We start from the raw sequence: 21665 nt of genomic DNA on the forward strand, positions 1-21665 counted from the left end.
AAAGGAACCAGACGTACAGTCTGGTTCCTTTTCAGCATACTTTCCTCTAAAGGAAAAAGGTCCGGCTCTATAGGCCAGACCTCATGAAACTCTGATGATATATTTATTGTATTTGTCGATACTGTTGTTTATTGAGCGCAGCGACTGTTTCGTTTCCTGGATCTCTTTTTCAAGGTTTTTCAGAAACTGAGTTAATTCCTCAATCTTTTGCTGTTGCACCGCTTCCACACTCCTTTAATAAGATCGTCCTATTTATATGGCTAATGTCTTATCGATGATCTTATCTTTGTTACCTTAATAGTAAAGGAAGCTGGAAGGAATTTCACCGAAAATAAGGCGAAATTCTTAGTGCGTCATACCGCAAAGAGCGCAATAGTCCGATATGCGTGTTTTAGACTGCGTTTCCTCTCCGTCAAAACTCCCAAATAACGACATGTTTCGATATTTTCAGATGCTTAAAGCTTATTTTTTCAGGGAAAACAAAATTTTTTCTTTGAATAGGACGTCTGCTTCAAGGAGGGCTGCTCTGTGGAGCTCTTCTCTTGATTCTTTTCTGCCTTTGTACTCAATCGTATAGTCCACTATTCCCTCGGAAGAATACATGCACTCCATTTTTGCTGAACAATTCCCATACTGTACCGAAAAAACCGCAACGAGGTGCTCGCCAAGCTCAAACAACGCTGGAACAGCAGCCATGTCTACGCCTCCTTATCCCTGTTTATTTGGGAATATTCGGCATACTGTGACGAAATCCTGCTTCTTTCTTAAGGGGTCATCCTCTTCCTCACTTCGCATATGAATAAGAAGAGCGCGTCAGGCATCCTTATATACAAGGGGGGAAAAGACATGTTCCATTTGAACGGAAATTTCCCGCACAGGGCGCAGCCTTCGGTCTATCCGCCTATCGTTACCGGAAGATTTATGTCATCAGCAAGAGGGATGAATGTACTCCTAGCTGATGCAGGCAAGCTTGGAGCAAGGATTGCCCAGTCGCCGGCTTTTGCAAGGCAGCTGATGATCGAGGCGCAGAGTGCACAGACTCCCCGTGTTTATAAGCTTCTTCAAAGTGCGGGCATTATAAGTAAAATGGAAGCAGTTTATTCGCCTGACGGATTGCGGATTGCCTTTTCTTCTGATTGCTGCCGTCTGACGGTATTTTACAGCTGGTAGTTCTAACGCAAAAACCGCAGTCCCTTCATGAGGGATCTGCGGTTTTTGCGTTAGGCTACTTCATGGCCTCTGGAGGCTTCTAAAATTTTAAACCATTGTTCTCTGCTCAATGTGAGATCAAGCGCGTTAACGGCTGCTTTCACTCTTTCAATTTTCCCTGATCCTGTTATCGGCATGATGCGGGCAGGATGCACGAGCAGCCACGCGTATAGAACTTCATCTATACCGCCGGCTCCAATTTGCTGTGCGGTCTCCTCAAGCACCTCTCTTAATCGGACAGCTTTATCGCCTTCTGCCTGAAAGATGCTGCCTCCGGCAAGCGGTGACCAGGCCATAGGAGGAATGCGCATTTCCTGGCATAAATCAAGTGTGCCATCTTCAACGTTTTCAAGCTGATAGGCAGACAGCTCGATTTGGTTTGTTACAAGCGGCATCTCTAAATAGGATTGAAGCATGCGAAATTGCGATGATTTAAAGTTAGATACACCAAAATGGCGGACCTTGCCTGATTTCTTTAAAGCTGTGAAGGCTTCTGCCACTGCTTCAGGGTCCATAAACGGATCCGGACGATGAATAAGCAGCAGGTCTATGTAATCAGTCTGAAGATTTTGAAGCGATTGTTCCGCCTGCTTGACGATATAATCCCTGCTTGTATTGTAATGCTTCACATCAGACTTTAAATTTATTCCGCACTTTGTCACAAGCTCCATCTGTTCTCTTAAAGAAGGCTCTAATGCGAGTGCTTTGCCGAAAAGCGCTTCACATGTATATCCCCCGTAAATATCTGCATGGTCAAAGGTTGTAAGGCCAAGGTCCATGCAATCTTTTATCAATTTGAAGGTTTCCCCAGAGGATTGATTCCAATCGGCCAGACGCCATAGGCCATGAATAATCCTTGAAAAAGATAAATCTTCTGCCAGCTGTATTTTTTCCATTGGTTCAGCTCCTTTCTCCCCTAATTTTAATATCCTTTTTCAAAAACACAAAAGTTAAGCATTAGGTCTTTAAGAAAATAGATTAATAAGTCTTCTTAATGCTTTCAATTTGCTTCATCTTATTTTCCCAGCACGCTTCACTCAAATCAACTGGGTATTCTTCAGGATTGAGCGCACGCTTGTATTCATCCCATATAAGCCCAAGATTGTCTTCTGCAAATGACTGAATTTCTTTAAGCGGAGGAGTATCATATACTTGCTTGCCGTTTTTGATCACTTCTATTTGAAGCTCCCTCGCTTCAAAATTCGTCACAAATTTGCTGATAAAGGTATGAACAGGATGGAACAGCTTCAGCTTTTCTTCTCCCTGAAGATTTTCACTTTCAAGTGCAATATAATCTCCTTCTGAATGTCCGTTCTTCAGATTGATAATCCGGTAGAGCTTTTTTAAACCTGGTGTTGTGACCTTTTCAGGGTTTGAGGAGATTTTCATTGTATCTGCCATTTCACCTGCTTCGGTTTCAATGGAAACGAGCTTGTAGACGGCACCAAGAGCAGGCTGGTCGAAGGCCGTAATCAGCTTTGTTCCCACACCCCAAATATCTATTTTTGCTCCCTGGGCCTTTAGATGAAGAATGGTTCCTTCGTCAAGGTCACTTGAAGCAACAATTTTCGTGTCTTTAAATCCAGCTTCATCAAGCATTTTTCTCGCTGCTTTTGAAAGATAGGCCAAATCGCCGCTATCAAGGCGAATCGCTTTGAAACGAATCCGATCTCCCATTTCTCTGGCGATTTTAATGGCATTTGGAACGCCTGATTTCAGCGTATCGTATGTATCAACGAGAAAAACGCAGTCTTGATGTGCTTCTGCATATTTTTTAAAAGCGGTATATTCATCTCTATATGCCTGCACCATTGCATGGGCATGTGTTCCGGCCACAGGAAGACCAAACTTCATGCCTGCCCTGACATTGCTTGTCGCTTCAAAGCCTCCGATATATGCTGCTCTGCTTCCCCAAAGGGCCGCATCCCATTCCTGCGCTCTGCGGGTTCCAAACTCAAGGAGATGGCAGCTTTCTGTCACATGCTTAATTCTCGACGCCTTTGTGGCAATGAGCGTTTGGTAATTGACAATATTTAATAAGGCGGTTTCAATCAGCTGCCCTTCCGCAAGCGGCGCCTCCACCCTGACCAGCGGCTCATTCCCGAAAACAAGCTCTCCTTCTCGTACAGATTTCACGGTTCCTGTAAAACGAAGATTCCGCAAAAAGCCCAGGAAGTCATCCTTATATCCAAGTTTTTCTTTTAAATAGACAAGGTCCTTTTCTGTAAAATGAAAGCGGGTCAAATACTCCAGCATTTTTTCAAGCCCGGCAAAGATCGCATAACCGTTTCCGAAAGGAATTTTTCTGAAAAACAGCTCAAACACTGCCCTCCGGTTATGAATGCCATCACGCCAATAAGTTTCAGCCATGTTAATTTGATACAAATCTGTATGCAGCGCAAGGCCGTCCTTTTCAAAAAGCTCTTCCACGCTCTAAACACCTCTGCAAACGGAAAGTTTTCAGCTAATAAGCTGTTGTGACTATATTGCCCTAAAAACGGAATTACAATAGAAAAACGGCTGTTCCCCGCTTCCTCACTGCATGGCAGGACTTTGCATATAGTAACCCAGAGACATTTTTACCGGGGAGTGAACAGTTTGCCTGCCATTTCTGGAAAAGAATATATCAAGCGCATGAACCAAATGAATCCAGAGATTTGGATTAAAGGAGAAAGAGCAGCTATGCCGCTGTCTGAGCACCCTGCATACAGCGGAGCTATGAAAACAAAAGCGGGTTTATACGATTTGCAGCTGCATCCTGAGAAAATTGAAAAGATGACATTCGAAACAAAGCCAGGCCATTTAGCAGGCCTGTCCTATCTTCGTCCAGAGACAAAAGAGGATCTGGCGAAAAGAAGGGAAATGATGACAGAATGGGCGCTTGCAACGTGCGGGATGATGGGAAGAACGCCGGATTATATGAATACGGCTCTGATGTCTCTCGCAGCCAGCGCCGATCTGCTGAAAGACCAGGATGACGAATTTGCCAAAAACCTGGTCCGCTTTTATGAAAAGGCAAGAGATAGCGATCTTTCTTTTACTCATAGCTTTATGAACCCGCAGACAAACCGTTCTTCTTTTTATGACGAGGAGACGGATAAGCCGATTGCAGCCAAAATCATAAAAAAAACGTCTGAAGGGCTTGTTATTCAGGGGGCGCGCCTGCTCGCCACTCAAGGCGGCATGACGGATGAAGTGCTGATTTTTCCATCTGCAGGTAAATTCACGGATGAAGAATATGCTTACGCCTTCAGCATTCCAAGCAATACAAAAGGCCTTTCGTTTATTTGCAGAGAGTCCTTTCATGAGGGAGATTCCCGCTTTAATTATCCACTTTCCTCCCGCTTTGATGAAATGGATGCTCTTCTTGTTTTTAATGAAGTGACTGTTCCATGGGAAAGAGTATTTTTTTATCACAGGCAGGATCTCGCACAGAAGCTTTTTCAGCAAAGCTGCTTTATTCCACAGGCACTTCACCAGACTGTGAACAGACAGCTCGTTAAAAGCCAATTCCTTCTTGGACTGTCGCAGCTCCTGGTCCAAACCCTGAATGTGAGCGAGTATCAGCATATTCAATCAAAGATCAGCGAAGTGATTATTGGGGTAGAGTCTACACAGGCAATGCTTGAAAAGGCAGAAAACGATGCTGTACAGGATAATTGGGGGACGATGCGGCCAAGCACACATCCGCTCTATTCGGCGGTTTGCCAGTTTTCCTCTCTTTACCCGAGATACATTGAAATACTGCAGCTGATCGGGGCTGGCGGTTATATGAGCCTTCCCGGCGAGGAAGACTTCAGTTCCCCTGTTTCGGACTCCCTTGATGATTATCTGGCTTCAGCTGCCTATGATGCCCGCTCCAGAACAAAGATTTTCCGCCTTGCGTGGGATACAGCCATGAGCTCTTTCGGCACGCGCCAAACCCAATATGAACGGTTCTTTTTCGGTGATCCCGTCAGGCTCTCATCCAACCTTTACTGGAACTATCCGAGAGAAGAATATTTGAGCCGGGTGAAGCAATTTTTGAATCTTAAAGATCCCTTTTCTATGTAATTTAATAGTTCCGTTATGAATTGATGCAGCAGTTTAAGAGCTGCACCCGAAAGGAAGGATCCTATGCCTTCTCAAATTAACATTATTAATTTCAAAGTGAACTCGATCAACAACAATGCCAATGTAGACTTTGGCAACATTACACAAAACAGCCATACAGCCAACTCGAAAAACGTCGGGCTCAATCTGTCATTCGGTGATTTATCAGTTAATTATTCTCTTATGAACAATTGCTATGCCGATCCTGATGTCAGCGATCAGGATCAGATTGAAAACCCTTCTTTCCCGGTTACAAAGCAGCTCTGAAAAGCAAATCAGCCTTCAGAAAAGTCTGAAGGCTGACGTCAGGCATTGTATGAAATGCTTTGGCCGCTGATGCTTGTGCTTTTATAAGTCTCTGCGCTCTTTTCATTGTACATCCGGATTCTGTCCCCTGACACACTGGAACCTGAGCCGTAATGGTTTTTTTCTGCGGATTTCGGCGAAATCGAGAATACATCACCGACTGTGAATGCACCAAATCGGAGCCTTTCCACCTCAATAGGGCCAGTGATAGCCGGCATATGCCCACCTCCTCTTGAACAATGTATGGCTTTCCCTGTCATTTGTTTCATTCTTTTTATGAACGGTTAGGCTTATCCCCGCATATGATAGGCGTGAAGCACGCATTACAAAAAGAGGGTGAAGGAACATGCCGACTGTGATCAACCTTTTCAGCATCAGGGTGAACAGCATATCCAATAACGGCTCTGTAAATATCGGCGAAGCAATGCACAACAGCCATGTGTCCAGCTCAAAGGCAACCGGAAGCAATACGTCTTTCGGCGACCTTTCTCCGACTGAATCGCTGATGGAAAATATTTACATCGATCCGGATACGAACGATCAGGCGAATATCGGAAACCTTGATGAAGTTGTAACAACTCAAACTTAAAGGGGAACAACCAGATGCCCTATCAAATTAATGTGTTTAATATCAAAGTCAATGCCATCACGCAAAACGCGAGCGTTGACTTTGGCAACACTTCGCATAACAGCCATACCTCCAATTTTAAAATTACCGGCTCCAATGCTTCTCTCGGAGATCTATCACCAAGCTTTTCTTTAATGGGGAATGGCTTTTTGGATCCTGATATTACGGATCAGGATCAGATTCTTGATCCGGCTAACGCCTTTACGGCCCAATTTTAATAACAGGGGGCGCTTCCATGGACGTGGAAAAAATCAAAAAATGGCTCGCTTTGACGGAAAAATATCAGCAAAACGATTTTTGGGATTCCATTTTTGATGAAAATACCCTTACGCGAAGCAGCAATGCTGCCTCTCCAAAACAGGACAGCGCTCCTTTTCCAAAGTGCGATATTTTTCAAAACGAGACATCGGTAGTGGTCATGGTTGAGCTTCCTGGCATTAGAAAAGAAAACCTGATTACTGCCCTTGATCCTGCCGGGGAAGTATTGAAGGTAAAAGGAATGCTTTCCCCGCCGTTTCCATTCCAATCTATCGTTTCCTCCGAAAGATATTACGGAGAATTCATGCGGGCCATCAAGCTGCCGTATCCTGCAGTAAAAGAATCTGTCAGAAGCTTTATTCAGGACGGCCTCCTGCAAATCACATATGAAAAGCGTCTGGACCAGCCTGCTGTATCCTTTGAAGCTGATGATACGAATATTTCCCCTTCTTAACCGCATACACTTTACTAATCTATAGAAGCCTGCGTGGGATCGGCGATGTTTTTCAAAAAACGGAAAAAACACACACAAGAAACGTCAGGGTTAAAGGAACAAATAGCCAAGCTTGAAAAAACGGTCCACATTCTTGAAAAGCAGCTGTCCGCATTTATGAAGATACAGGAAATACAAAGGCAGCGCCCTGAATCCATTTCTAAGGAAATTCACCACATTCATAAGGAAACGGAAAATGAAACACTGCCAATGGTGTATGTTGAAAAAATCCATATTGAAACGCTTCACATGAAAGAGCTGGATCTCTCCAACAACCTTGGCCAGCTTGGAGTGAAGGATTTAACAGGTCAGCTGTTTATCGGGACCACCTATGGGAAAGAACATCAGGTCAGCAAGAAAATCAGCGAATCAGAAGATGGACCAAAAATCAACTATTCTTCAAAGACGGAAAAAGGCCCCGTTTCAGATGAAACGTGACCTTTTTTGTTTTATTATTTCCCTTTGTTTTCATTCTGGTAGCGCATCCTTAAGCGGACAAGCCTTACTACGTTCAAAAATACCGCCTTCAAAACAGCATAAGTAGGAACAGCAAGGATCATTCCTAAAATGCCCCCAAAGCTGCCGGCTCCGATTAAAAGCAGGATGATCGTAAGGGGATGCGTATTCAGCCGCTTTCCAATGATAAGCGGTGACACCAGATTCCCGTCAATCTGCTGAACAACGGTTACGACCACTGCAGCGAGAAGCGCTTTTGTAGGAGATTCAAGAAGCCCGATAATAACAGCCGGGGTTGCCCCAATGAAGGGTCCAAGGTATGGAATAATATTGGCCACAGCTACTGTCAGACCAAGGATCAAGGCATAATTAAGGCCGATGAGCGAAAAGCCGATAAAACAGCCGGTTCCAACGAAAATGCAAATAATGAGCTGTCCTTGAATGTAAGCTGCAAGCGTATTGTACAAATCAGCAAAGATCTTTAAGCCTTCTTTGCGGTATACAACCGGCAAAACCTTAACAGCCATTCCCGGAAACTTATGGCCGTCCTTCAGCATATAAAACAAAATAAACGGGACGGTAATAACGGTCAGTGTAATATTTGTGACCACACCAAGAAGCTGTGTCAGGCTTGACGTAATGTTTTGCGGCAATGAAGTCGAAAAATCGGTCAGTGCCTGCCTGATCTTTTCCATCGATATATATTCCTGTGTCATCACCCAAGTGAACCATTTGGAGTGGGAAAGCGACTCAATATATTGGCTGATCTGAATGGTATACGCAGGCACACTCTTAAATAAATCCTGCACTTGCTGGGAAAGAAGCGGTCCGACCAAGGCAAAAAGGAGAATAAACAATCCAATGAAAACCAAATAAATAATGAGGATGGAAAGTGTCCGGGGTATGCGGTTTTTTTCCAGGAACTTCACTACAGGGCTGAAGATAAAAAACAGAATACCAGCCGCAAGCATCGGCAGGAAAAGCGTTGTAGTAAATGAAATGATGGGGTGGAACAAAAATGTTACTTTCGTACAGACAAAAATAATCAGCAGGAGCAATAAAATCTCCAGCGTCCAAAACTGCAGCTTCGATTTTGGCAATCCGTTTTCCTCCCAAAATACCTATGTATTCTCTCTGCTTCAAACCTACTACCAATAAACAGAGCCTGTCAATAACTTCTCGCTTCTATTTATAAAAACTTTATGTTTGAGCTGAAGATGCTGCGGTGTTCGTACTATGGAGCGCAGAAAAAAACCGCACATTATACTGTGCGGCCTTCTTCCTGCTGTATGACTTCTTCTTCTGTTTCATCCGCCTGTTCTATTTTTTTAATTTCAATAGAGCGGATTAAATGGCTTTCTACTTCTCTGACAGTAAATTCATATCCATTGTATAAAAAGCCCTGGCCTGATTGGATGTCGATGTTGCGGGAAAGAATCCAGCCGCCGACCGTATCAATTTCTTCTTCCTCAATATCAAGGTGAAGAATCTGGTTTAATTGGTCGAGCAGTACCTTCCCATCAATCAGATAATGATGCTCGCTGAGTTTTTGAATTTCTGACACTTCATCCTGGTCAAATTCATCACGGATTTCGCCGACGATTTCCTCCAGTATGTCTTCCACCGTTACAAGTCCTGCAGTCCCGCCGTATTCATCAACCAAAATGGCCATGTGAACCCGTTCCTTCTGCATTTTAATAAGCAGATCATGGATCGGGATAGACTCAATGACTTGGATAACCGGGCGCAAATATTTCTCAATTGAAACATTTCCCCGTTCTTCAGGAGTCAAATAGAATAAGTCCGTGAAAATTTCCTTAATATTAATCATGCCGAGGATATGGTCCTTGTCGCCGTTCACGACAGGGTAGCGCGTATACTTCTCGGTATTCATTGTTTCAAGATTTTCTCTAAATTCTTTTTCAATAGATACTGTTGCGATTTCTGTCCTCGGTACCATGATTTCCTTTGCGACCCGGTCGTCAAATTCGAAAATCCGGTTCACATAGCGGAATTCCGACTGGTTGATTTCCCCGCTTTGATAGCTTTCCGTTAAAATAATTCTCAGCTCTTCCTCAGAATGGGCAAGCTCGCTTTCCGAAACCGGCTTTAATCCGAACAAGCCGACAAACAGCCTTGCCGAATTGTTTAAAACCCATATAAACGGAAACATAATGCGATAAAAGAACATCAGCGGTTTTGAGAAAAGCAGCGCCACCTGCTCTGCCTTCTGAATAGCCAATGTTTTCGGCGCCAATTCCCCTATCACAACATGCAAGAAGGTAATGACGGCAAAAGCTATCGCAAAGGACAGGATTGCGCTGATCGATTCATTCAAATGAATTTTTTCGAATAGCGGATGAAGCAGATGCTCCACAGTCGGTTCGCCAAGCCACCCAAGTCCAAGGGCTGTAATCGTAATCCCAAGCTGGCAGGCTGACAGGTATTCATCGAGGTTGCTCACGACCTTTCTGGCGGAGAGGGCATTTTTGCCGCCCTCTGCAACCAGCTGATCAAGACGCGAGCTCCTCACTTTAACAATGGCAAATTCTGTGGCAACAAAAAATGCCGTTAAAGCAATTAATATCGCTACGAGTAACAGGTTAACTATATCCAAAGCATCCTTACCCCTCTGGAGTAAGGACTCACCTCCAATTTTGATTCAAAATTTAAATTGCCTTTCCTTTATACCTTAATCGTCGCTGCTTCCCTGGAAGAAAATCAGGACCAGATTCAGCAATTCAAATACAGATATCAATGCTGCGGCCACGTAAGTCAAGGCTGCAGCTCCAAGCACTTTATTAACCCCGCGCTCTTCATTGTTCCGGATCAGGCCTTCAGAAAGCATTTGCTTCTTGGCTCTGGAGCTTGCATTAAATTCCACAGGCAGTGTAACAACCTGGAACAGCACTGCTGCAGAGTAAAGAATGATCCCAAGGCCGATCAGTGAAAAGGCCTGAAGGAAAAATCCGCCGAGCAGCAAAAATGGCGCTACGCCAGATGTGAAGCCGACCACCGGGACCATTTTATGGCGCAGTGTCAGCGCCCCGTAAGACTGCTGGTGCTGAATGGCGTGCCCTACTTCATGGGCTGCAACAGATACAGAGGCAATCGAATTTCCATAATAAACAGGTTCAGACAGGCGAACAACCCGTGAAGTCGGATCATAATGGTCTGTCAGTGTGCCTGGAACAGGCTCAACCGGTACATCGTAAAGGCCGTTTTCATTCAGGATGCGCCTTGCTGTCTCAGCGCCTGTCTGGCCGGAAGATGCCGGCACCTTGGACCACTTTTTAAAGTTTCCTTTAACTTTAGATTGTGCCCATAGAGACAATATAAATGCCAGGATGACAAAAATATAAACAGGGGTAAACATTCTCGTGATATTCCTCCCTCAAGTAAGTTGAAAAAACTAGAAAAACAGGATAGCGAGAGACTGCAGAAGCGCTGCTTTTTCCGGTGACAGCATTTTGGCAATTCTCGTTTTCTCCTCTATACTCAGACGGTCAAACAGCGGCTGAAGTTCCGTAATTTCGTCTTCCAATTGTTTCATATGCGAAGCAAGAATCTGCGCCTGCTTCAGATATTTTTCGTGTTCAGCCTGCTGCAGCACATCAGCGCGCTTCCACTCAAGCCTATCTTTAATCTCGTTCAGGCTCATTTTCAGCTCTTTGCATTTTTCAATAAAATGAATATCATCCAGTGCGTTTTCGGAATAAAGCCGGTAATTGGAGCTGGATGTCTTCTCAACTTGCAAAAGACCAAGCTGGGTATAATAATCAATGGTCCTTTTTGATACATCTGCCCGCTTTGCTATTTCCCCAATCCGGTACATAACCCCATTGGAACGTCACTCCTTATTATCATGTTAGATCCGTTATTTTATTGACAGATTTTTATCTATCATAACTTAATTTTATCAGTCCTTAACCGTACAGTCAAACGTTATGGTTGGCGTTTAAAATGCTTTTCTCTCAGCATGCTTGTCCCCACGGCAAAGAGCCGCTGGCTGCGGCAGCTTACTGCAAATTTTCCGGCATAATGTACACAATGTGCTGAAGCCTGACAAAAAAAGTGCTTCCGTCAATTTGGATAACGGCATGATCGGGCTTCACATCCGTAAGTTTTCCTCTAAGGGTGTCCCGGACAGTCTGTACGATAATCGTTTTTCCAATCGCTCCCTGAAGCGTATGGTAAACGTACGGTTCAACAAGGGTAACCATTTTAGGGCTCTCTGACTGCTGATTTGCCATGCATCCAGCTCCCTTCATGAATGTCACTTCCACTATATGAAGGAGGAGGGCAACTTAGACATTGTTGATTTCCGTTTCAAGCAGGCGCTGAGTCTCCTCGGCGTTTTAGCTCCTGCCACTCCAATCAGCAGGTGCGAAAAATCAATATTCTTCTTTAACTTAGCCTTTTTTCTAAAAATAACAAAATACAACCCTAAAAGCGGATTGTATTTCTCTTTCATATCGTATTCTGCTTTGGTTCAAGCACTCCGTCAATTTTCTTGTCGAGCTCCCGAACCATCCTGAGGGCCCGCTCTTCTGAGATTTGCCGGCGGTGATGATTGCCGTTCGGCTCTTCATCCAGTTCATCAGCAAGCTTTACAATCTCCTGCAGCGGTGTAAGCGACAGATTTGTCTGCGGCAAATAGGAATCCGTATGAAGAAGAATGGCTACTGCAATTTCCTTTGCTGCCGCTCTGTCTTCGCCAAGCTGGATCAGCATGCGGTGGGCTCTTTCTGCGCCTTTGATTGCGTGAATGTCATTTTGCCTGTAAAGGTTGTAGTCCCACTTGCCGTCAGTGTACCACTCATAGTGGCCGATATCGTGAAGCAAAGCAGCTTTGGCTGCATAATCAGGGTTTACTCCTCTTTCAATCGCCAGCTTAAACGCATAATAGGCTGCCGCTACAGCGTGAGCAGTTCCGGATCGGTGAAGATATTTAATTGTTGACGGGTGTGTAAACAAGTCTTCTAATGTAATTTTCCTCAAAGAACATTCCTCCTCCAGTTCCTTCGCTGCCATTTAACATAATTGATATGGGAGAGAGCACGCCATTGATCTGGTATATTTTATACCCGTTCTTTTTTACCTGCCCCGCCAGCTATCTTTTTCCCGTTTTTATTTCAGGCAAACCGAAAAGAACATGTCAGGTACGCGGAAATATGACGGTGAAGCTGACCCCATCCTCTACATTTTGGGCAAATACTTCAGCCTTATGCAAATCCGCAATGCGCTTGATGATGGCTAGTCCCAGTCCGAAATTTCCTTTTTTCCCTTTAATGTACGGCTGGAAAAGAGAAGGCAAAAGCTCTTCTTCAATTTTCTCTCCATCATTAAAGCATTGCACGATGGCTTTTCCTGCTTCAATCTTCGAGGAAATAACCACTTCTGTTTTAGCGTATTTCAAGGCATTATCCAGCAGATTTTCAAACAGCACGGATAGCTGTTCCGGATCGCCTTCTATTTCTGATTCCTGAATAGCAGACTTGATTTTGATGTTTTTATTCGCGGCCTTCAGCCTGACAATCACATCTTCAATGATTCCGTCCAAAAATACCTTTTCATGAACTGCCTCCATCTGTGAAAGATAATCGAGCTTTGTTAGGTACAGCAGTCCTTTTATTTTCTGGCCGAGTTTTTCTGCTTCCTGTTCTATAATTTCAGCAGTGCCATAAGGGGATCCTGTTGGATGCACCCCTTCTTTCAGGGCGTCCGCATAGCTCCTTATCACCATAATCGGAGTTTTTAAATCGTGTGAAACGTGCTGAAGCATCGTTTGCTGAAATTCATCCTGCTTCTTCAGCTGAATTCTCATTTCCTCAATCGACTCTGCCAGCATTCCGATTTCATCGCCTCTTTTTAACAGCAGAGAAGCGTTCAGCTTTCGGTCTGCGATCAGCTTCACATGCTGGTTGATTTTTTCAAGCGGTTTGATCAGCATTTTAGAAAAGATAAAAGAAAGAATGATGCCTCCAATAATAATCAGAATAAAAATCACTAAAATTTTGGCCAGCAGCGTCTTAACCAGCTCTTTGCGGTAAGTATCCCATAAATAAGAGATTTGATAATAATCATTGCCTTTATAAATAACCGGCCTGATCACATACAAAAGCTCCTGATTGCCTATCGTTGTATGATATCTCTGCTCGCTTGTCCTCTGCTCTTCTGCCTGCTTATAGACATACTGGATCACCTTTAGCGGCAGCCTTGCCGTCGAATCCATCCGGATGTCATTGCCATCCTGTGAAATCAGCACATCCTGAACAGAGCGGATTTCCTGCTCACTTTGAGTCTGGCTGGAATCTTTGTTGATGACTGCTCCGACCGTTCGGGTCAGCTGATATTCCTCAATTGTTTTAAACATTTCATTTGTAAAAAAGGTTTGCAGCGCAGTGGGAATCACCAGAAAAAAGACGATGGCCATAAAAACAATCAGTCCGGTAAACAAAAGCGAAATCTGGACAAACAGCGGTCTATTTTTCAAAATGCTTGACCGTCCTGTACCCGTATCCGTAGATTGTTTCCAGATGAAGCTCCGGACACTTTTTCCGGACCCTTCTGATCAGGTCATCCACAACCCTGTCTGAGCCGAAATAGTCTTCGCCCCATACATGAAACAGGATTTGCTCCCTGCCGAGTGCCTGCCCGATATGCTTCAGCAAATACAGCAGCAAGTCATATTCCTTTGATGTGAGCGGGATCTGCTTTCCATCTTCTGTTACAGTCCGCTCTCTTTCTTCTATTGTATAAGGTCCGTAACTGAACGCTGTTTGTTCATGCTCCATGCGCTCATATACTCTTTTTAAAATCTTTTTGGAACGAATGACAAGCTCCTTCGGCAAAAAAGGCTTGGCAAGATAGTCATCACTTCCCAATTCTAGCCCGATAATCCTGTCCAGGTCTTCATCCCTTGCACTGATATAAATCACCGGAATCTGCTCATCAATTTTTTTGATTTGCTTAAGCAGCTCATACCCGTCCATATCAGGCAGCATGATATCAAGAATCCATAAATGCGGCTTGTCAGCTGCTGCCTGAAGTGCAGAACTGCCGTTCAAAAAACTTTTCACTTCCCAGCCTTCCTGCTTCAAGTAGGTTGAGAGCAATGTATTTAAATTTGCTTCATCTTCCACTAAATAAACGTTATAACTCACCAGATAAGCACCTCCCGTATACACGAAAGGGACGTTTTCAAGGAAACGTCCCTTTCAAAGCTTCCTTCTATTATTGAACATTTTTTTGGGGCTGTTTGTCCATCTCTTTTAACCGGTTTTCCATCTTTTTGTTGTGCTGCTGCAGACGGTCAAGCGCAAGGTTCAGCTGTTTCTGGATTTCTGCTTTATCTTTTGATTGAACAGCTTCATGAAACTTCTTCATCGCTTCCTGCTTTTCCATTTTATGTGCCTGATGCTTTTCTTTCCATTTAGCCATTTTTCCCTTGTATTGCGCATCTGTCATTTTATTGTTTTCCGCTTTTTTCTTCCATTTTTCTATGTTATCCATTTTGGCTTCTTTGTGTTTTTCGAAATGCGGCTTCATTTGCTTTCGAAGCTCCTGCTGCTTTTGGATTGCCTGATTCCATTCATCCTTCTTCTCAGGCGTGTATGTTTCTACCAGTTTCATAAGCTTGGCTTTCATTTCAGCCCGCTTTTCAGCAAACTTTTCTTTGTTCAGGTCCTTTTGCTCTGTCGGGGCATCAGTCTTCGCTGTGACGGCAGATGCTGCGTTCGCTGCTCCCGGGATAAGCAATCCCAATGCTGTTCCGGCAACAAGCCATTTTCTTTTAAGCAAATCAAATTCCTCCTTATGAGTTGGTACGTTAATAGATTACCCCCAAACTATGTCAAAAACCCTGTATCAGTGTGTGAAATTATGTGAAACAACTGCCTTTAGGAAGGCTATTGCTTTTGCCTCTTTAGAGGGCAATAATAGAAGAAAGACGACATGATAAGGTGAGGAACGGTAAATGAGTGCATTATCAAAAGACCCTTTTGCCTACCATTTTGAAAGGCTTGAGGATATGGCAGACAGGATCAGCGAGGTTCTCCTTTGCCCAATTACAATAGAAGATGTGAATCATCGGCTTCTTGCCTACAGCACGCATGATGACTGCACGGACCAGGCAAGGATTTCTACAATCATCGGACGGAGGGTGCCCGAAAAGGTTATTAACAGTCTCTGGAAGGACGGCACCATTCCAAAGCTGATGGAAACAGACGAGCCTGTCCGTGTCTCTCATATAGATGAAGTGGGCCTAGGCAACCGGATTGCGATCTCCATCTGGAAGAACAAGGAGGTCATCGGCTTCATCTGGGCGCTTGAAATTCATAAAACGCTTGATCAAGATGACTTGCAGCTGTTAAAAAAAGCCGCACAGGCTGTGAAAAATAAAATGGTTAACCTGCAGGTAAGGAAAATTAAGAAAGAAGAGCGAAATCAGGAGCTGCTGTGGAAATTGCTCACAGGGCATTTAACCATGCAAAAGCAAATCAGTGAGAGCTTTGAGCAAATTCAAGTGAAAGAACCTGCCTTGTTCTCTATCGCCCTTTTCCGCTTTCCTGAAAAAATCAGCGATACAGCAGAACGGCAAATTAATTATCTGCTGCAGACAACCCAGCAGATTCAAATACCTTTATCTACGATTGACTACGACAAGCTTTTAGTGCTGGTTGACTTGAAAGAAGAGCTCCCGCTTGCGAGCCTCAAGGAATTTTCTGGGGCGGTTATCCGCCAGCTGGATGAGCGTTTTTCTATTAAAAATGTCTCCGCTGCAATTGGAGGAATATACTCTAACCTTGCCCTAGCTGGAAAAAGCTATAGAGAAGCACTGTCAGCTCTTCGGATTAAACAGCGCTTACCGGAAGAAACAGCAGGCCTGATTCACTTTTCGGAGCTTGGGATCTACCAATATCTTGATGTATTGCGGGAAAAAAGGCAGGAAGAAGGGTATGTTAACTGGCAGCTGCTGATGCTGAAGGAATATGATTTGGAGCATCGCACAAACCTCGTAGAAACTCTTGAGGTTTTTCTCGATTCTGACAGCAGCGTGCACACGGCTGCAAAAGCCCTGAATGTACACGTTAATACGTTGAATTACAGACTGAAGCGTATTGCCGAAATTGCCGAGATCAATTTAAAAAACCAGAATGAAAAGCTGACGATCTACCTCGATTTGAAATTAGAAAAACTTGATTTGTGAAATCCCACAAATCCATGTAAACCCTTTCTCCATTTTTAACAAAGAAAAAAAGAATGACAGGGATTATACTGAAATTATAGTAAAGCCTGCTTCAGCGGGCTTGATTCTGTCATATTTTTAGCGCATTGCTTTTTCTGTTTGTAGATGAAGAACAAAAGAAAAAAGAATTCGCTGTTATTTATAAGGAGGAAGAATCCATGATTATTGGGGTACCAAGAGAAATTAAAAATAACGAAAACCGCGTTGCACTGACTCCAGGCGGCGTTACACAGCTTCTGGCAGCAGGACACCGTGTTCTAATTGAAATGGATGCAGGGACAGGAAGCGGATTTACAAACGAAGACTATGAAGCTGCAGGTGCTGAAATTGTTTTAGAAGCAGCAAAAGTCTGGGCTGATTCTGAGATGGTTATGAAAGTAAAAGAACCGCTTGAATCTGAATATGGCTATTTCCGCGATGGTTTAGTGCTGTTCACCTATCTTCACCTTGCAGCAGAACCTAAACTCGCCAAGGCGCTTAAAGATTCCGGAGTGATCGCTGTTGCCTATGAAACTGTATCACCAGGCAAAACGCTGCCGCTTTTAACGCCGATGAGCGAAGTAGCAGGCCGCATGTCAGCGCAGATTGGCGCTCAATTCCTTGAAAAGCCGAAGGGCGGCAAAGGCATTCTTCTTGCAGGTGTACCAGGCGTCAGCCGCGGAAAAGTGACCATCATCGGCGGAGGCGTCGTTGGAACAAATGCAGCGAAAATGGCTATCGGGCTTGGAGCAGATGTTACCATCATTGACCTTAGTGCGGATAGACTCCGCGAGCTTGATGATATCTTCGGCAACCAAATCAAAACATTGATGTCAAATCCGGTAAATATTGCAGCAGCTGTTGCTGAAGCAGACTTGCTGATCTGTGCCGTACTTATCCCTGGAGCAAAAGCACCGACGCTCGTTACAGAGGACATGGTAAAATCAATGAAGCCGGGCTCCGTGATTGTTGACGTAGCCATCGATCAGGGCGGCATCGTTGAAACAGTTGACCATATTACAACACATGACAATCCGACATATGAAAGACACGGTGTACTTCACTATGCCGTAGCCAATATGCCAGGTGCAGTGCCAAGAACTTCAACGCTTGCCCTGACAAACGTCACAGTTCCATACGCCCTTCAAATCGCAAACAAAGGCGTTTACCGTGCTGTAAAGGAAAATGCGGCGCTGAAGCAAGGGGTTAACACAGCAAAAGGTGAAATCACCTACGAAGCGGTTGCGCGCGACCTTGGCTATACGTATGTGCCGGCAGAAACGGTTCTGGAAAAAGAGTTCAGTATCCAATAATTTGAAAGGACTGCCCTGATTCAGGGCAGTCCTTTTTTAACCTGTTAATCAAAGCTGAAGCGCTCTTCCTTCCAAGGGTCTCCATTTATATGATAGCCGTTTCTTTCCCAGAAGCCTGGATGGTTCTTTTCAGTGAACTGTATGCCGCGGAGCCATTTGGCGCTTTTCCAAAAGTATAAATGCGGCATGACCATTCTTAAAGGATAGCCGTGCTCAGGTGTCAGCGGTTTGCCGTCATGAGCATACGCAAGAAGACTTGTCTCTGCAAGAAAATCTTTGATGGACACATTGGCTGTCCACCCCTCTTCTGCATGAAGCAGGACATATTCCGCTTTCCGTTTAATGCCGATATCTTTTACAAGGTCAGATGTTTTTACGCCTGTCCACCCATTATCAAGCCTTGACCAGCCTGTAACGCAATGAATGTCATTACTGACATTTGCCTCTGGAAATGCCTTGATGTCTTCAAAGGTCAAAAGCTTCGGATTTTCTACAAGCCCGTATATTTGCAGGTTCCATTTTGACAAATCAGGATAATAGGGCACACTCCCCGCATGAAGAACAGGAAATTTAGTTGTGGCATTCTGATTTGGCGGTATTCTGTCTGAGTCTTTCCCAGCTTTGCTTTTCCCAAAATACATCTCACTCACCCCGTTCTTTTTATGTTAACCTTTATATAAAATTAGTTGACAACAATTATTCCTTCAATTAATCTGAAATTAGATGTCACTATAAGCTGGAGGATTAGGATGAATAGCAGATTTAGAGTTTATGATTTGGCTCTTGCCGGAATGTTTGCTGCCTTGATGGCAATTGGAGCAAATTTGACTTCCTGGCTGCCGTTTCTTCAGGTAGCTGGAGTGCCGCTTTCCATGGCCCCGTTCTTTGCTATTTTGGCTGGATTGCTTCTTGGAAGCCGCATGGGAGCTTTATCGATGATTGTGTATGCATTAATCGGTGCTGCAGGGGCCCCTGTGTTTGCCGGTTTTAGCGGCGGCTTTAATGTCTTAATCGGCTCTACCGGAGGATTTATTCTATCATATATCGCTGCCGCCTACATTGCCGGTAAAGTAATTGAAACAAGAAAGCAGCCGGGACTGCCGCTGTTTATTGCCGCATCATTCGCAGGAATTGCTGCCATTTATTTTATCGGAACTACTTATATGTATTTTGCCGTAAATTACCTTGTCCATGCAAAGATGACCTACGCTGGAGCATGGCAGATCATGGCATGGTTTATAGTAAAAGATATAGCTTTCACAGTGCTTGCTGCCATCATTGCTCCAAGAATCTACTATGCTGTATCCAAACCATCGCGGCGAACTCATAGAGCAGCTTAAGAAGCGGGCAGAAATGCCCGCTTTTCCTTATAAATAAGTGAAAAATAAATTGCAAAAAAAACCATAATATAGTATATTAACAACCCTAAGCTGCCGATAATAGAATTGTCAGCTTGGAAAAGAGCTGAACGGTCTGCTAAAGCGTAAGCAGACTTGGTATTTTTATAGAGAGAGGAGCTAGAGGGGATGAACGTAGCTTTAAGACGTTACTTTTTTACCGAACTAGAAAGAGAAATGTTCGAAACACAATTGCTGCAAAGAGAGCCGCAGATGGCCGACAGCATTTTTGACCTTGACGATGCCGAATTGCTGAATAGACTTCAATAATAGCCCTAGCGCTTAAATAGGATGGAAAAAAAGCCGCCGAATTTCATTCGGCGGCTTTTTTGTTCAGCTATTTTCAGGCACAAACCGTTCTACAAAAGAAGCAAGTGTTCTCGCCATCACGCCTGTAGCGCCTGATGGGCCAAGAGGAGATGCTTTCTTAGTCGTTGCCGTCCCTGCAATATCGAGATGCACCCATGGCGAACCTTCTGCAAACTCTCTTAGGAAGGCACCGGCCATAATCGCATGTCCCTCTCTGCCTGGGGAGTTGTTCAAATCAGCCATCTGGCTGTTCCGCACTCTCTTCATATCCTTCTCTGTGATCGGCAGCTGCCACATCGGCTCACCGCATTCTTCACTTGCCTCAAGTACTTGTTTATAGAGACCCTCATTATTTGTCATGGAACCAGTCATTTCAGTCCCAAGCGCCACAATCACGCCGCCTGTCAGTGTTGCAATGTCAACAAGCACTTCTGCTCCGTGATGTTTGGCATAAGTCAGGCCATCAGCAAGCACAAGGCGTCCCTCAGCGTCCGTGTTCAGGATTTCAATTGTTTTTCCGCTCATGGAAATGATGACATCATCAGGCTTCATTGCGCTTCCGCTGATCATGTTATCTGTTGACGGGATCACGGCCACGATATTTTGCTCAGGCTTTGTTTCTCCGACAATTTCCATGGCGCCAAGCACTGCCGCAGCTCCGCCCATATCGGTTTTCATTCCGACAATGCCATCCTTCGGCTTAATGGAATAACCGCCTGTATCGAAGGTGATGCCTTTTCCTACAAGACCGATCACATCTTCCCAGTTTTCTCTGCCCTGATATTTAAGGACAATCATTTTCGGGGGCTCTGCAGATCCTTGATTTACTGCAAGCATGCCGCCCATGCCGAGCTTTTCCATATCTTCCTTTTCCAGAATTTCGCATTCAAATCCATATTTTTCCGAAAGCCTTGCAGCGTATTCTGCCAATTCAGAAGCTGTCAGGATGTTTCCGGGCATATTAACAAGTGTTCGGGCTGAGTTCGTTCCTTTCCCGTATGCCTCTCCTACATTTAAAGCTGCCTGTATTTCAGCTGAGTCTTTTTCAGAAATGATCGTCATCTGCTGGATCGGCTTTTCAGGTTCATTCGACTTGTGCTTGTAATTCTGCACTTGATAAGTGGATAGATGAAGAGCCTCACCCATAGCATGGCTAATTTCCAGGATATCCATTTCCTCAGTTAAAAACGTATCAGCTGCAACCGCTGCCGTCTGGATTCTTGCTTTCTGAAGTGACTGAAACAGCTTCCCGAAAATCTCCCTTGCCGCTTCAAAGGTAAATTCTTTTTCTTTTCCAAGACCTGCAAGATAGATTCGTTTTGTACTCATTTTTCCGAGCGGATAAAGCTTTGAGATTTCTCCTCTTTTTGGAGAAATATCGCCTTCTTTCATCAGTTCGGAAATTTGTCCTTCCAGCTTTTCATCCAGAATGGAAAGCAAACCGCCAAGCTGATTGTTTTTTTGAAACACTCCCAGCACAATGGTATCCTCGTTCCAGTTTAAAAGAGATTGCACTTGAAACAATGTTTATTCCTCCTCGAAATGTTTTTCTTTACGATCATCCAGGTATAAAAATAATGAGGGAAAAGAAGGCAGTTCATTTGCCAGTTCGTAGGGTACCTTGTCTATTTCATGTGGTATAATGGATAAGCACTTTTCCATAAAAACATGAACTCTTTCAAGGTCGATTCCCCAGTAAAAAGGGCGGTAGGGCTGTATGTATTGTTTTCCTGCAAGCATCATTAAACGAGCCCCTTTTACATTGCCATATTCATAATGATAAATGGCAACTGACATTTGCAATAGACCCTTCAAGAAAAGGTTCTCTTTATCTGTGAGCCAGATATCCTCTAAGAGATCATGGCAAGTATAGTAATCGCCTTCATTAAATGAAACGAAAAACTGATAATACTCTGCAGGATATTCCTTCATGAAAGAATCCCCCACTTTCATGTTAATATTGTATCAGAGCATT

Annotated in this window: 28 protein-coding genes; 11 read left to right on the forward strand and 17 right to left on the reverse strand. The window is 44.1% G+C overall.

All coding sequences use genetic code 11. The features are described from left to right. Window positions 1-81 precede the first annotated feature (81 nt). Together LRR81_RS18325 and LRR81_RS18330 are read right to left on the reverse strand one after the other, a co-directional pair. On the reverse strand, window positions 82-219 hold the full coding sequence (locus tag LRR81_RS18325) for a DegQ family regulator (RefSeq protein WP_231790854.1): 138 nt from the start codon (window positions 217-219) through the stop codon (window positions 82-84). A gap of 243 nt (window positions 220-462) precedes the next feature. Further along, on the reverse strand, window positions 463-696 hold the full coding sequence (locus LRR81_RS18330) for a hypothetical protein (RefSeq protein ID WP_231790855.1): 234 nt from the start codon (window positions 694-696) through the stop codon (window positions 463-465). Window positions 697-846: 150 nt separating this feature from the next. On the opposite strand from LRR81_RS18330, the gene LRR81_RS18335 reads away from it, so the two are divergent. Further along, a complete protein-coding gene (locus tag LRR81_RS18335; protein ID WP_231790856.1) occupies window positions 847-1170 on the forward strand; it encodes a hypothetical protein in 324 nt (107 codons plus the stop codon). Between the two features lie 50 nt (window positions 1171-1220). On the opposite strand, the gene LRR81_RS18340 is transcribed toward LRR81_RS18335, so the two are convergent. Beyond that, complete coding sequence (locus tag LRR81_RS18340) at window positions 1221-2105, reverse strand: aldo/keto reductase (RefSeq protein WP_231790857.1); 885 nt, start codon at window positions 2103-2105, stop codon at window positions 1221-1223. 82 nt (window positions 2106-2187) lie between these two features. Next, window positions 2188-3639 (reverse strand): nicotinate phosphoribosyltransferase, encoded by a 1452-nt coding sequence (locus LRR81_RS18345; protein ID WP_331716359.1) that lies wholly within the window; start codon window positions 3637-3639, stop codon window positions 2188-2190. 168 nt (window positions 3640-3807) lie between these two features. Here LRR81_RS18345 and hpaB point away from each other — a divergent pair, with 168 nt between their 5' ends. After that, entirely contained in the window at window positions 3808-5262 is a 1455-nt protein-coding gene (hpaB, locus tag LRR81_RS18350) for a 4-hydroxyphenylacetate 3-monooxygenase, oxygenase component (protein ID WP_231790858.1), read from the forward strand. A 63-nt stretch (window positions 5263-5325) separates the two neighbouring features. Beyond that, entirely contained in the window at window positions 5326-5568 is a 243-nt protein-coding gene (locus LRR81_RS18355; RefSeq protein WP_231790859.1) for a spore germination protein, read from the forward strand. A gap of 38 nt (window positions 5569-5606) precedes the next feature. Here the strand turns inward: LRR81_RS18355 and LRR81_RS18360 are convergent, their stop codons facing one another. Beyond that, the gene (locus LRR81_RS18360; RefSeq protein ID WP_231790860.1) at window positions 5607-5825 is read right to left on the reverse strand and encodes a spore germination protein; all 219 of its coding nucleotides are present in this window, start codon (window positions 5823-5825) and stop codon (window positions 5607-5609) included. Window positions 5826-5953: 128 nt separating this feature from the next. On the opposite strand from LRR81_RS18360, the gene LRR81_RS18365 reads away from it, so the two are divergent. Genes LRR81_RS18365 through LRR81_RS18380 form a run of 4 tightly spaced genes read left to right on the forward strand, consistent with a single transcriptional unit; the run spans window position 5954 to window position 7424 of the window. After that, window positions 5954-6196: a spore germination protein gene (locus tag LRR81_RS18365; RefSeq protein WP_231790861.1), complete on the forward strand. Its 243-nt coding sequence runs from the start codon at window positions 5954-5956 to the stop codon at window positions 6194-6196. Window positions 6197-6210: 14 nt separating this feature from the next. Then, entirely contained in the window at window positions 6211-6453 is a 243-nt protein-coding gene (locus tag LRR81_RS18370; protein WP_231790862.1) for a spore germination protein, read from the forward strand. 17 nt (window positions 6454-6470) lie between these two features. Next, the gene (locus LRR81_RS18375) at window positions 6471-6947 is read left to right on the forward strand and encodes an Hsp20/alpha crystallin family protein (RefSeq protein WP_231790863.1); all 477 of its coding nucleotides are present in this window, start codon (window positions 6471-6473) and stop codon (window positions 6945-6947) included. Window positions 6948-6992: 45 nt separating this feature from the next. After that, complete coding sequence (locus tag LRR81_RS18380) at window positions 6993-7424, forward strand: hypothetical protein (RefSeq protein WP_231790864.1); 432 nt, start codon at window positions 6993-6995, stop codon at window positions 7422-7424. Window positions 7425-7438: 14 nt separating this feature from the next. Here the strand turns inward: LRR81_RS18380 and LRR81_RS18385 are convergent, their stop codons facing one another. The 9 genes from LRR81_RS18385 to LRR81_RS18425 all read right to left on the reverse strand — a co-directional run bounded on the left by LRR81_RS18385 (window position 7439) and on the right by LRR81_RS18425 (window position 15245). Next, window positions 7439-8542 carry an AI-2E family transporter gene (locus tag LRR81_RS18385; RefSeq protein WP_231790865.1) on the reverse strand — a complete coding sequence of 368 codons (1104 nt, stop codon included), beginning with the start codon at window positions 8540-8542 and terminating at the stop codon, window positions 7439-7441. A gap of 161 nt (window positions 8543-8703) precedes the next feature. Then, window positions 8704-10059, reverse strand: coding sequence for a hemolysin family protein (locus LRR81_RS18390; protein WP_231790866.1), 1356 nt, complete (start codon window positions 10057-10059; stop codon window positions 8704-8706). Window positions 10060-10134: 75 nt separating this feature from the next. Further along, the gene (locus LRR81_RS18395) at window positions 10135-10818 is read right to left on the reverse strand and encodes a zinc metallopeptidase (protein ID WP_231790867.1); all 684 of its coding nucleotides are present in this window, start codon (window positions 10816-10818) and stop codon (window positions 10135-10137) included. Window positions 10819-10854: 36 nt separating this feature from the next. Next, on the reverse strand, window positions 10855-11277 hold the full coding sequence (locus LRR81_RS18400) for a MerR family transcriptional regulator (RefSeq protein WP_231790868.1): 423 nt from the start codon (window positions 11275-11277) through the stop codon (window positions 10855-10857). 184 nt (window positions 11278-11461) lie between these two features. Further along, window positions 11462-11695, reverse strand: coding sequence for a YuzF family protein (locus LRR81_RS18405; protein WP_231790869.1), 234 nt, complete (start codon window positions 11693-11695; stop codon window positions 11462-11464). Window positions 11696-11912: 217 nt separating this feature from the next. Then, the gene (locus tag LRR81_RS18410; protein WP_231790870.1) at window positions 11913-12443 is read right to left on the reverse strand and encodes an HD domain-containing protein; all 531 of its coding nucleotides are present in this window, start codon (window positions 12441-12443) and stop codon (window positions 11913-11915) included. A 157-nt stretch (window positions 12444-12600) separates the two neighbouring features. Then, the gene (locus tag LRR81_RS18415) at window positions 12601-13938 is read right to left on the reverse strand and encodes a sensor histidine kinase (protein WP_231790871.1); all 1338 of its coding nucleotides are present in this window, start codon (window positions 13936-13938) and stop codon (window positions 12601-12603) included. Further along, entirely contained in the window at window positions 13928-14608 is a 681-nt protein-coding gene (locus LRR81_RS18420; protein WP_231790872.1) for a response regulator transcription factor, read from the reverse strand. The genes LRR81_RS18415 and LRR81_RS18420 overlap by 11 nt, the downstream gene beginning before the upstream one ends. Window positions 14609-14678: 70 nt before the next feature. Continuing rightward, entirely contained in the window at window positions 14679-15245 is a 567-nt protein-coding gene (locus LRR81_RS18425) for a hypothetical protein (protein ID WP_231790873.1), read from the reverse strand. A 175-nt stretch (window positions 15246-15420) separates the two neighbouring features. Here LRR81_RS18425 and LRR81_RS18430 point away from each other — a divergent pair, with 175 nt between their 5' ends. After that, a complete protein-coding gene (locus LRR81_RS18430) occupies window positions 15421-16653 on the forward strand; it encodes a PucR family transcriptional regulator (protein WP_231790874.1) in 1233 nt (410 codons plus the stop codon). A 197-nt stretch (window positions 16654-16850) separates the two neighbouring features. Beyond that, window positions 16851-17984, forward strand: coding sequence for an alanine dehydrogenase (gene ald, locus LRR81_RS18435; protein ID WP_231790875.1), 1134 nt, complete (start codon window positions 16851-16853; stop codon window positions 17982-17984). A 44-nt stretch (window positions 17985-18028) separates the two neighbouring features. On the opposite strand, the gene LRR81_RS18440 is transcribed toward ald, so the two are convergent. After that, on the reverse strand, window positions 18029-18625 hold the full coding sequence (locus LRR81_RS18440) for a sulfite oxidase-like oxidoreductase (RefSeq protein WP_231790876.1): 597 nt from the start codon (window positions 18623-18625) through the stop codon (window positions 18029-18031). Window positions 18626-18733: 108 nt separating this feature from the next. Here LRR81_RS18440 and LRR81_RS18445 point away from each other — a divergent pair, with 108 nt between their 5' ends. Both LRR81_RS18445 and LRR81_RS18450 read left to right on the forward strand, forming a co-directional pair. Next, the gene (locus tag LRR81_RS18445; protein WP_231790877.1) at window positions 18734-19324 is read left to right on the forward strand and encodes a biotin transporter BioY; all 591 of its coding nucleotides are present in this window, start codon (window positions 18734-18736) and stop codon (window positions 19322-19324) included. Window positions 19325-19510: 186 nt separating this feature from the next. Beyond that, a complete protein-coding gene (locus LRR81_RS18450; RefSeq protein WP_231790878.1) occupies window positions 19511-19651 on the forward strand; it encodes a hypothetical protein in 141 nt (46 codons plus the stop codon). Window positions 19652-19714: 63 nt separating this feature from the next. On the opposite strand, the gene LRR81_RS18455 is transcribed toward LRR81_RS18450, so the two are convergent. Together LRR81_RS18455 and LRR81_RS18460 are read right to left on the reverse strand one after the other, a co-directional pair. Continuing rightward, the gene (locus LRR81_RS18455) at window positions 19715-21214 is read right to left on the reverse strand and encodes a leucyl aminopeptidase (protein WP_231790879.1); all 1500 of its coding nucleotides are present in this window, start codon (window positions 21212-21214) and stop codon (window positions 19715-19717) included. 3 nt (window positions 21215-21217) lie between these two features. Beyond that, window positions 21218-21622, reverse strand: coding sequence for a DUF309 domain-containing protein (locus LRR81_RS18460; RefSeq protein WP_231790880.1), 405 nt, complete (start codon window positions 21620-21622; stop codon window positions 21218-21220). Between the last annotated feature and the right edge of the window lie 43 nt (window positions 21623-21665).

Source organism: Metabacillus kandeliae (assembly GCF_021166585.1).
GTDB lineage: Bacteria > Bacillota > Bacilli > Bacillales > Bacillaceae > Metabacillus_B > Metabacillus_B kandeliae.

What these genes read in the sequence shown, in the direction of transcription:
- LRR81_RS18460 (WP_231790880.1), bottom strand. Translation starts at nt 21,622, where the DNA reads ATGAAGGAATATCCTGCAGAGTATTATCAGTTTTTCGTTTCATTTAAT.
- LRR81_RS18430 (WP_231790874.1), top strand. Translation starts at nt 15,421, where the DNA reads ATGAGTGCATTATCAAAAGACCCTTTTGCCTACCATTTTGAAAGGCTT.
- LRR81_RS18330 (WP_231790855.1), bottom strand. Translation starts at nt 696, where the DNA reads ATGGCTGCTGTTCCAGCGTTGTTTGAGCTTGGCGAGCACCTCGTTGCG.
- ald (WP_231790875.1), top strand. Translation starts at nt 16,851, where the DNA reads ATGATTATTGGGGTACCAAGAGAAATTAAAAATAACGAAAACCGCGTT.
- LRR81_RS18355 (WP_231790859.1), top strand. Translation starts at nt 5,326, where the DNA reads ATGCCTTCTCAAATTAACATTATTAATTTCAAAGTGAACTCGATCAAC.
- LRR81_RS18400 (WP_231790868.1), bottom strand. Translation starts at nt 11,277, where the DNA reads ATGTACCGGATTGGGGAAATAGCAAAGCGGGCAGATGTATCAAAAAGG.
- LRR81_RS18375 (WP_231790863.1), top strand. Translation starts at nt 6,471, where the DNA reads ATGGACGTGGAAAAAATCAAAAAATGGCTCGCTTTGACGGAAAAATAT.
- LRR81_RS18360 (WP_231790860.1), bottom strand. Translation starts at nt 5,825, where the DNA reads ATGCCGGCTATCACTGGCCCTATTGAGGTGGAAAGGCTCCGATTTGGT.
- LRR81_RS18380 (WP_231790864.1), top strand. Translation starts at nt 6,993, where the DNA reads ATGTTTTTCAAAAAACGGAAAAAACACACACAAGAAACGTCAGGGTTA.
- LRR81_RS18395 (WP_231790867.1), bottom strand. Translation starts at nt 10,818, where the DNA reads ATGTTTACCCCTGTTTATATTTTTGTCATCCTGGCATTTATATTGTCT.
- LRR81_RS18405 (WP_231790869.1), bottom strand. Translation starts at nt 11,695, where the DNA reads ATGGCAAATCAGCAGTCAGAGAGCCCTAAAATGGTTACCCTTGTTGAA.
- LRR81_RS18340 (WP_231790857.1), bottom strand. Translation starts at nt 2,105, where the DNA reads ATGGAAAAAATACAGCTGGCAGAAGATTTATCTTTTTCAAGGATTATT.
- LRR81_RS18365 (WP_231790861.1), top strand. Translation starts at nt 5,954, where the DNA reads ATGCCGACTGTGATCAACCTTTTCAGCATCAGGGTGAACAGCATATCC.
- LRR81_RS18450 (WP_231790878.1), top strand. Translation starts at nt 19,511, where the DNA reads ATGAACGTAGCTTTAAGACGTTACTTTTTTACCGAACTAGAAAGAGAA.
- LRR81_RS18370 (WP_231790862.1), top strand. Translation starts at nt 6,211, where the DNA reads ATGCCCTATCAAATTAATGTGTTTAATATCAAAGTCAATGCCATCACG.
- LRR81_RS18440 (WP_231790876.1), bottom strand. Translation starts at nt 18,625, where the DNA reads ATGTATTTTGGGAAAAGCAAAGCTGGGAAAGACTCAGACAGAATACCG.
- LRR81_RS18335 (WP_231790856.1), top strand. Translation starts at nt 847, where the DNA reads ATGTTCCATTTGAACGGAAATTTCCCGCACAGGGCGCAGCCTTCGGTC.
- LRR81_RS18445 (WP_231790877.1), top strand. Translation starts at nt 18,734, where the DNA reads ATGAATAGCAGATTTAGAGTTTATGATTTGGCTCTTGCCGGAATGTTT.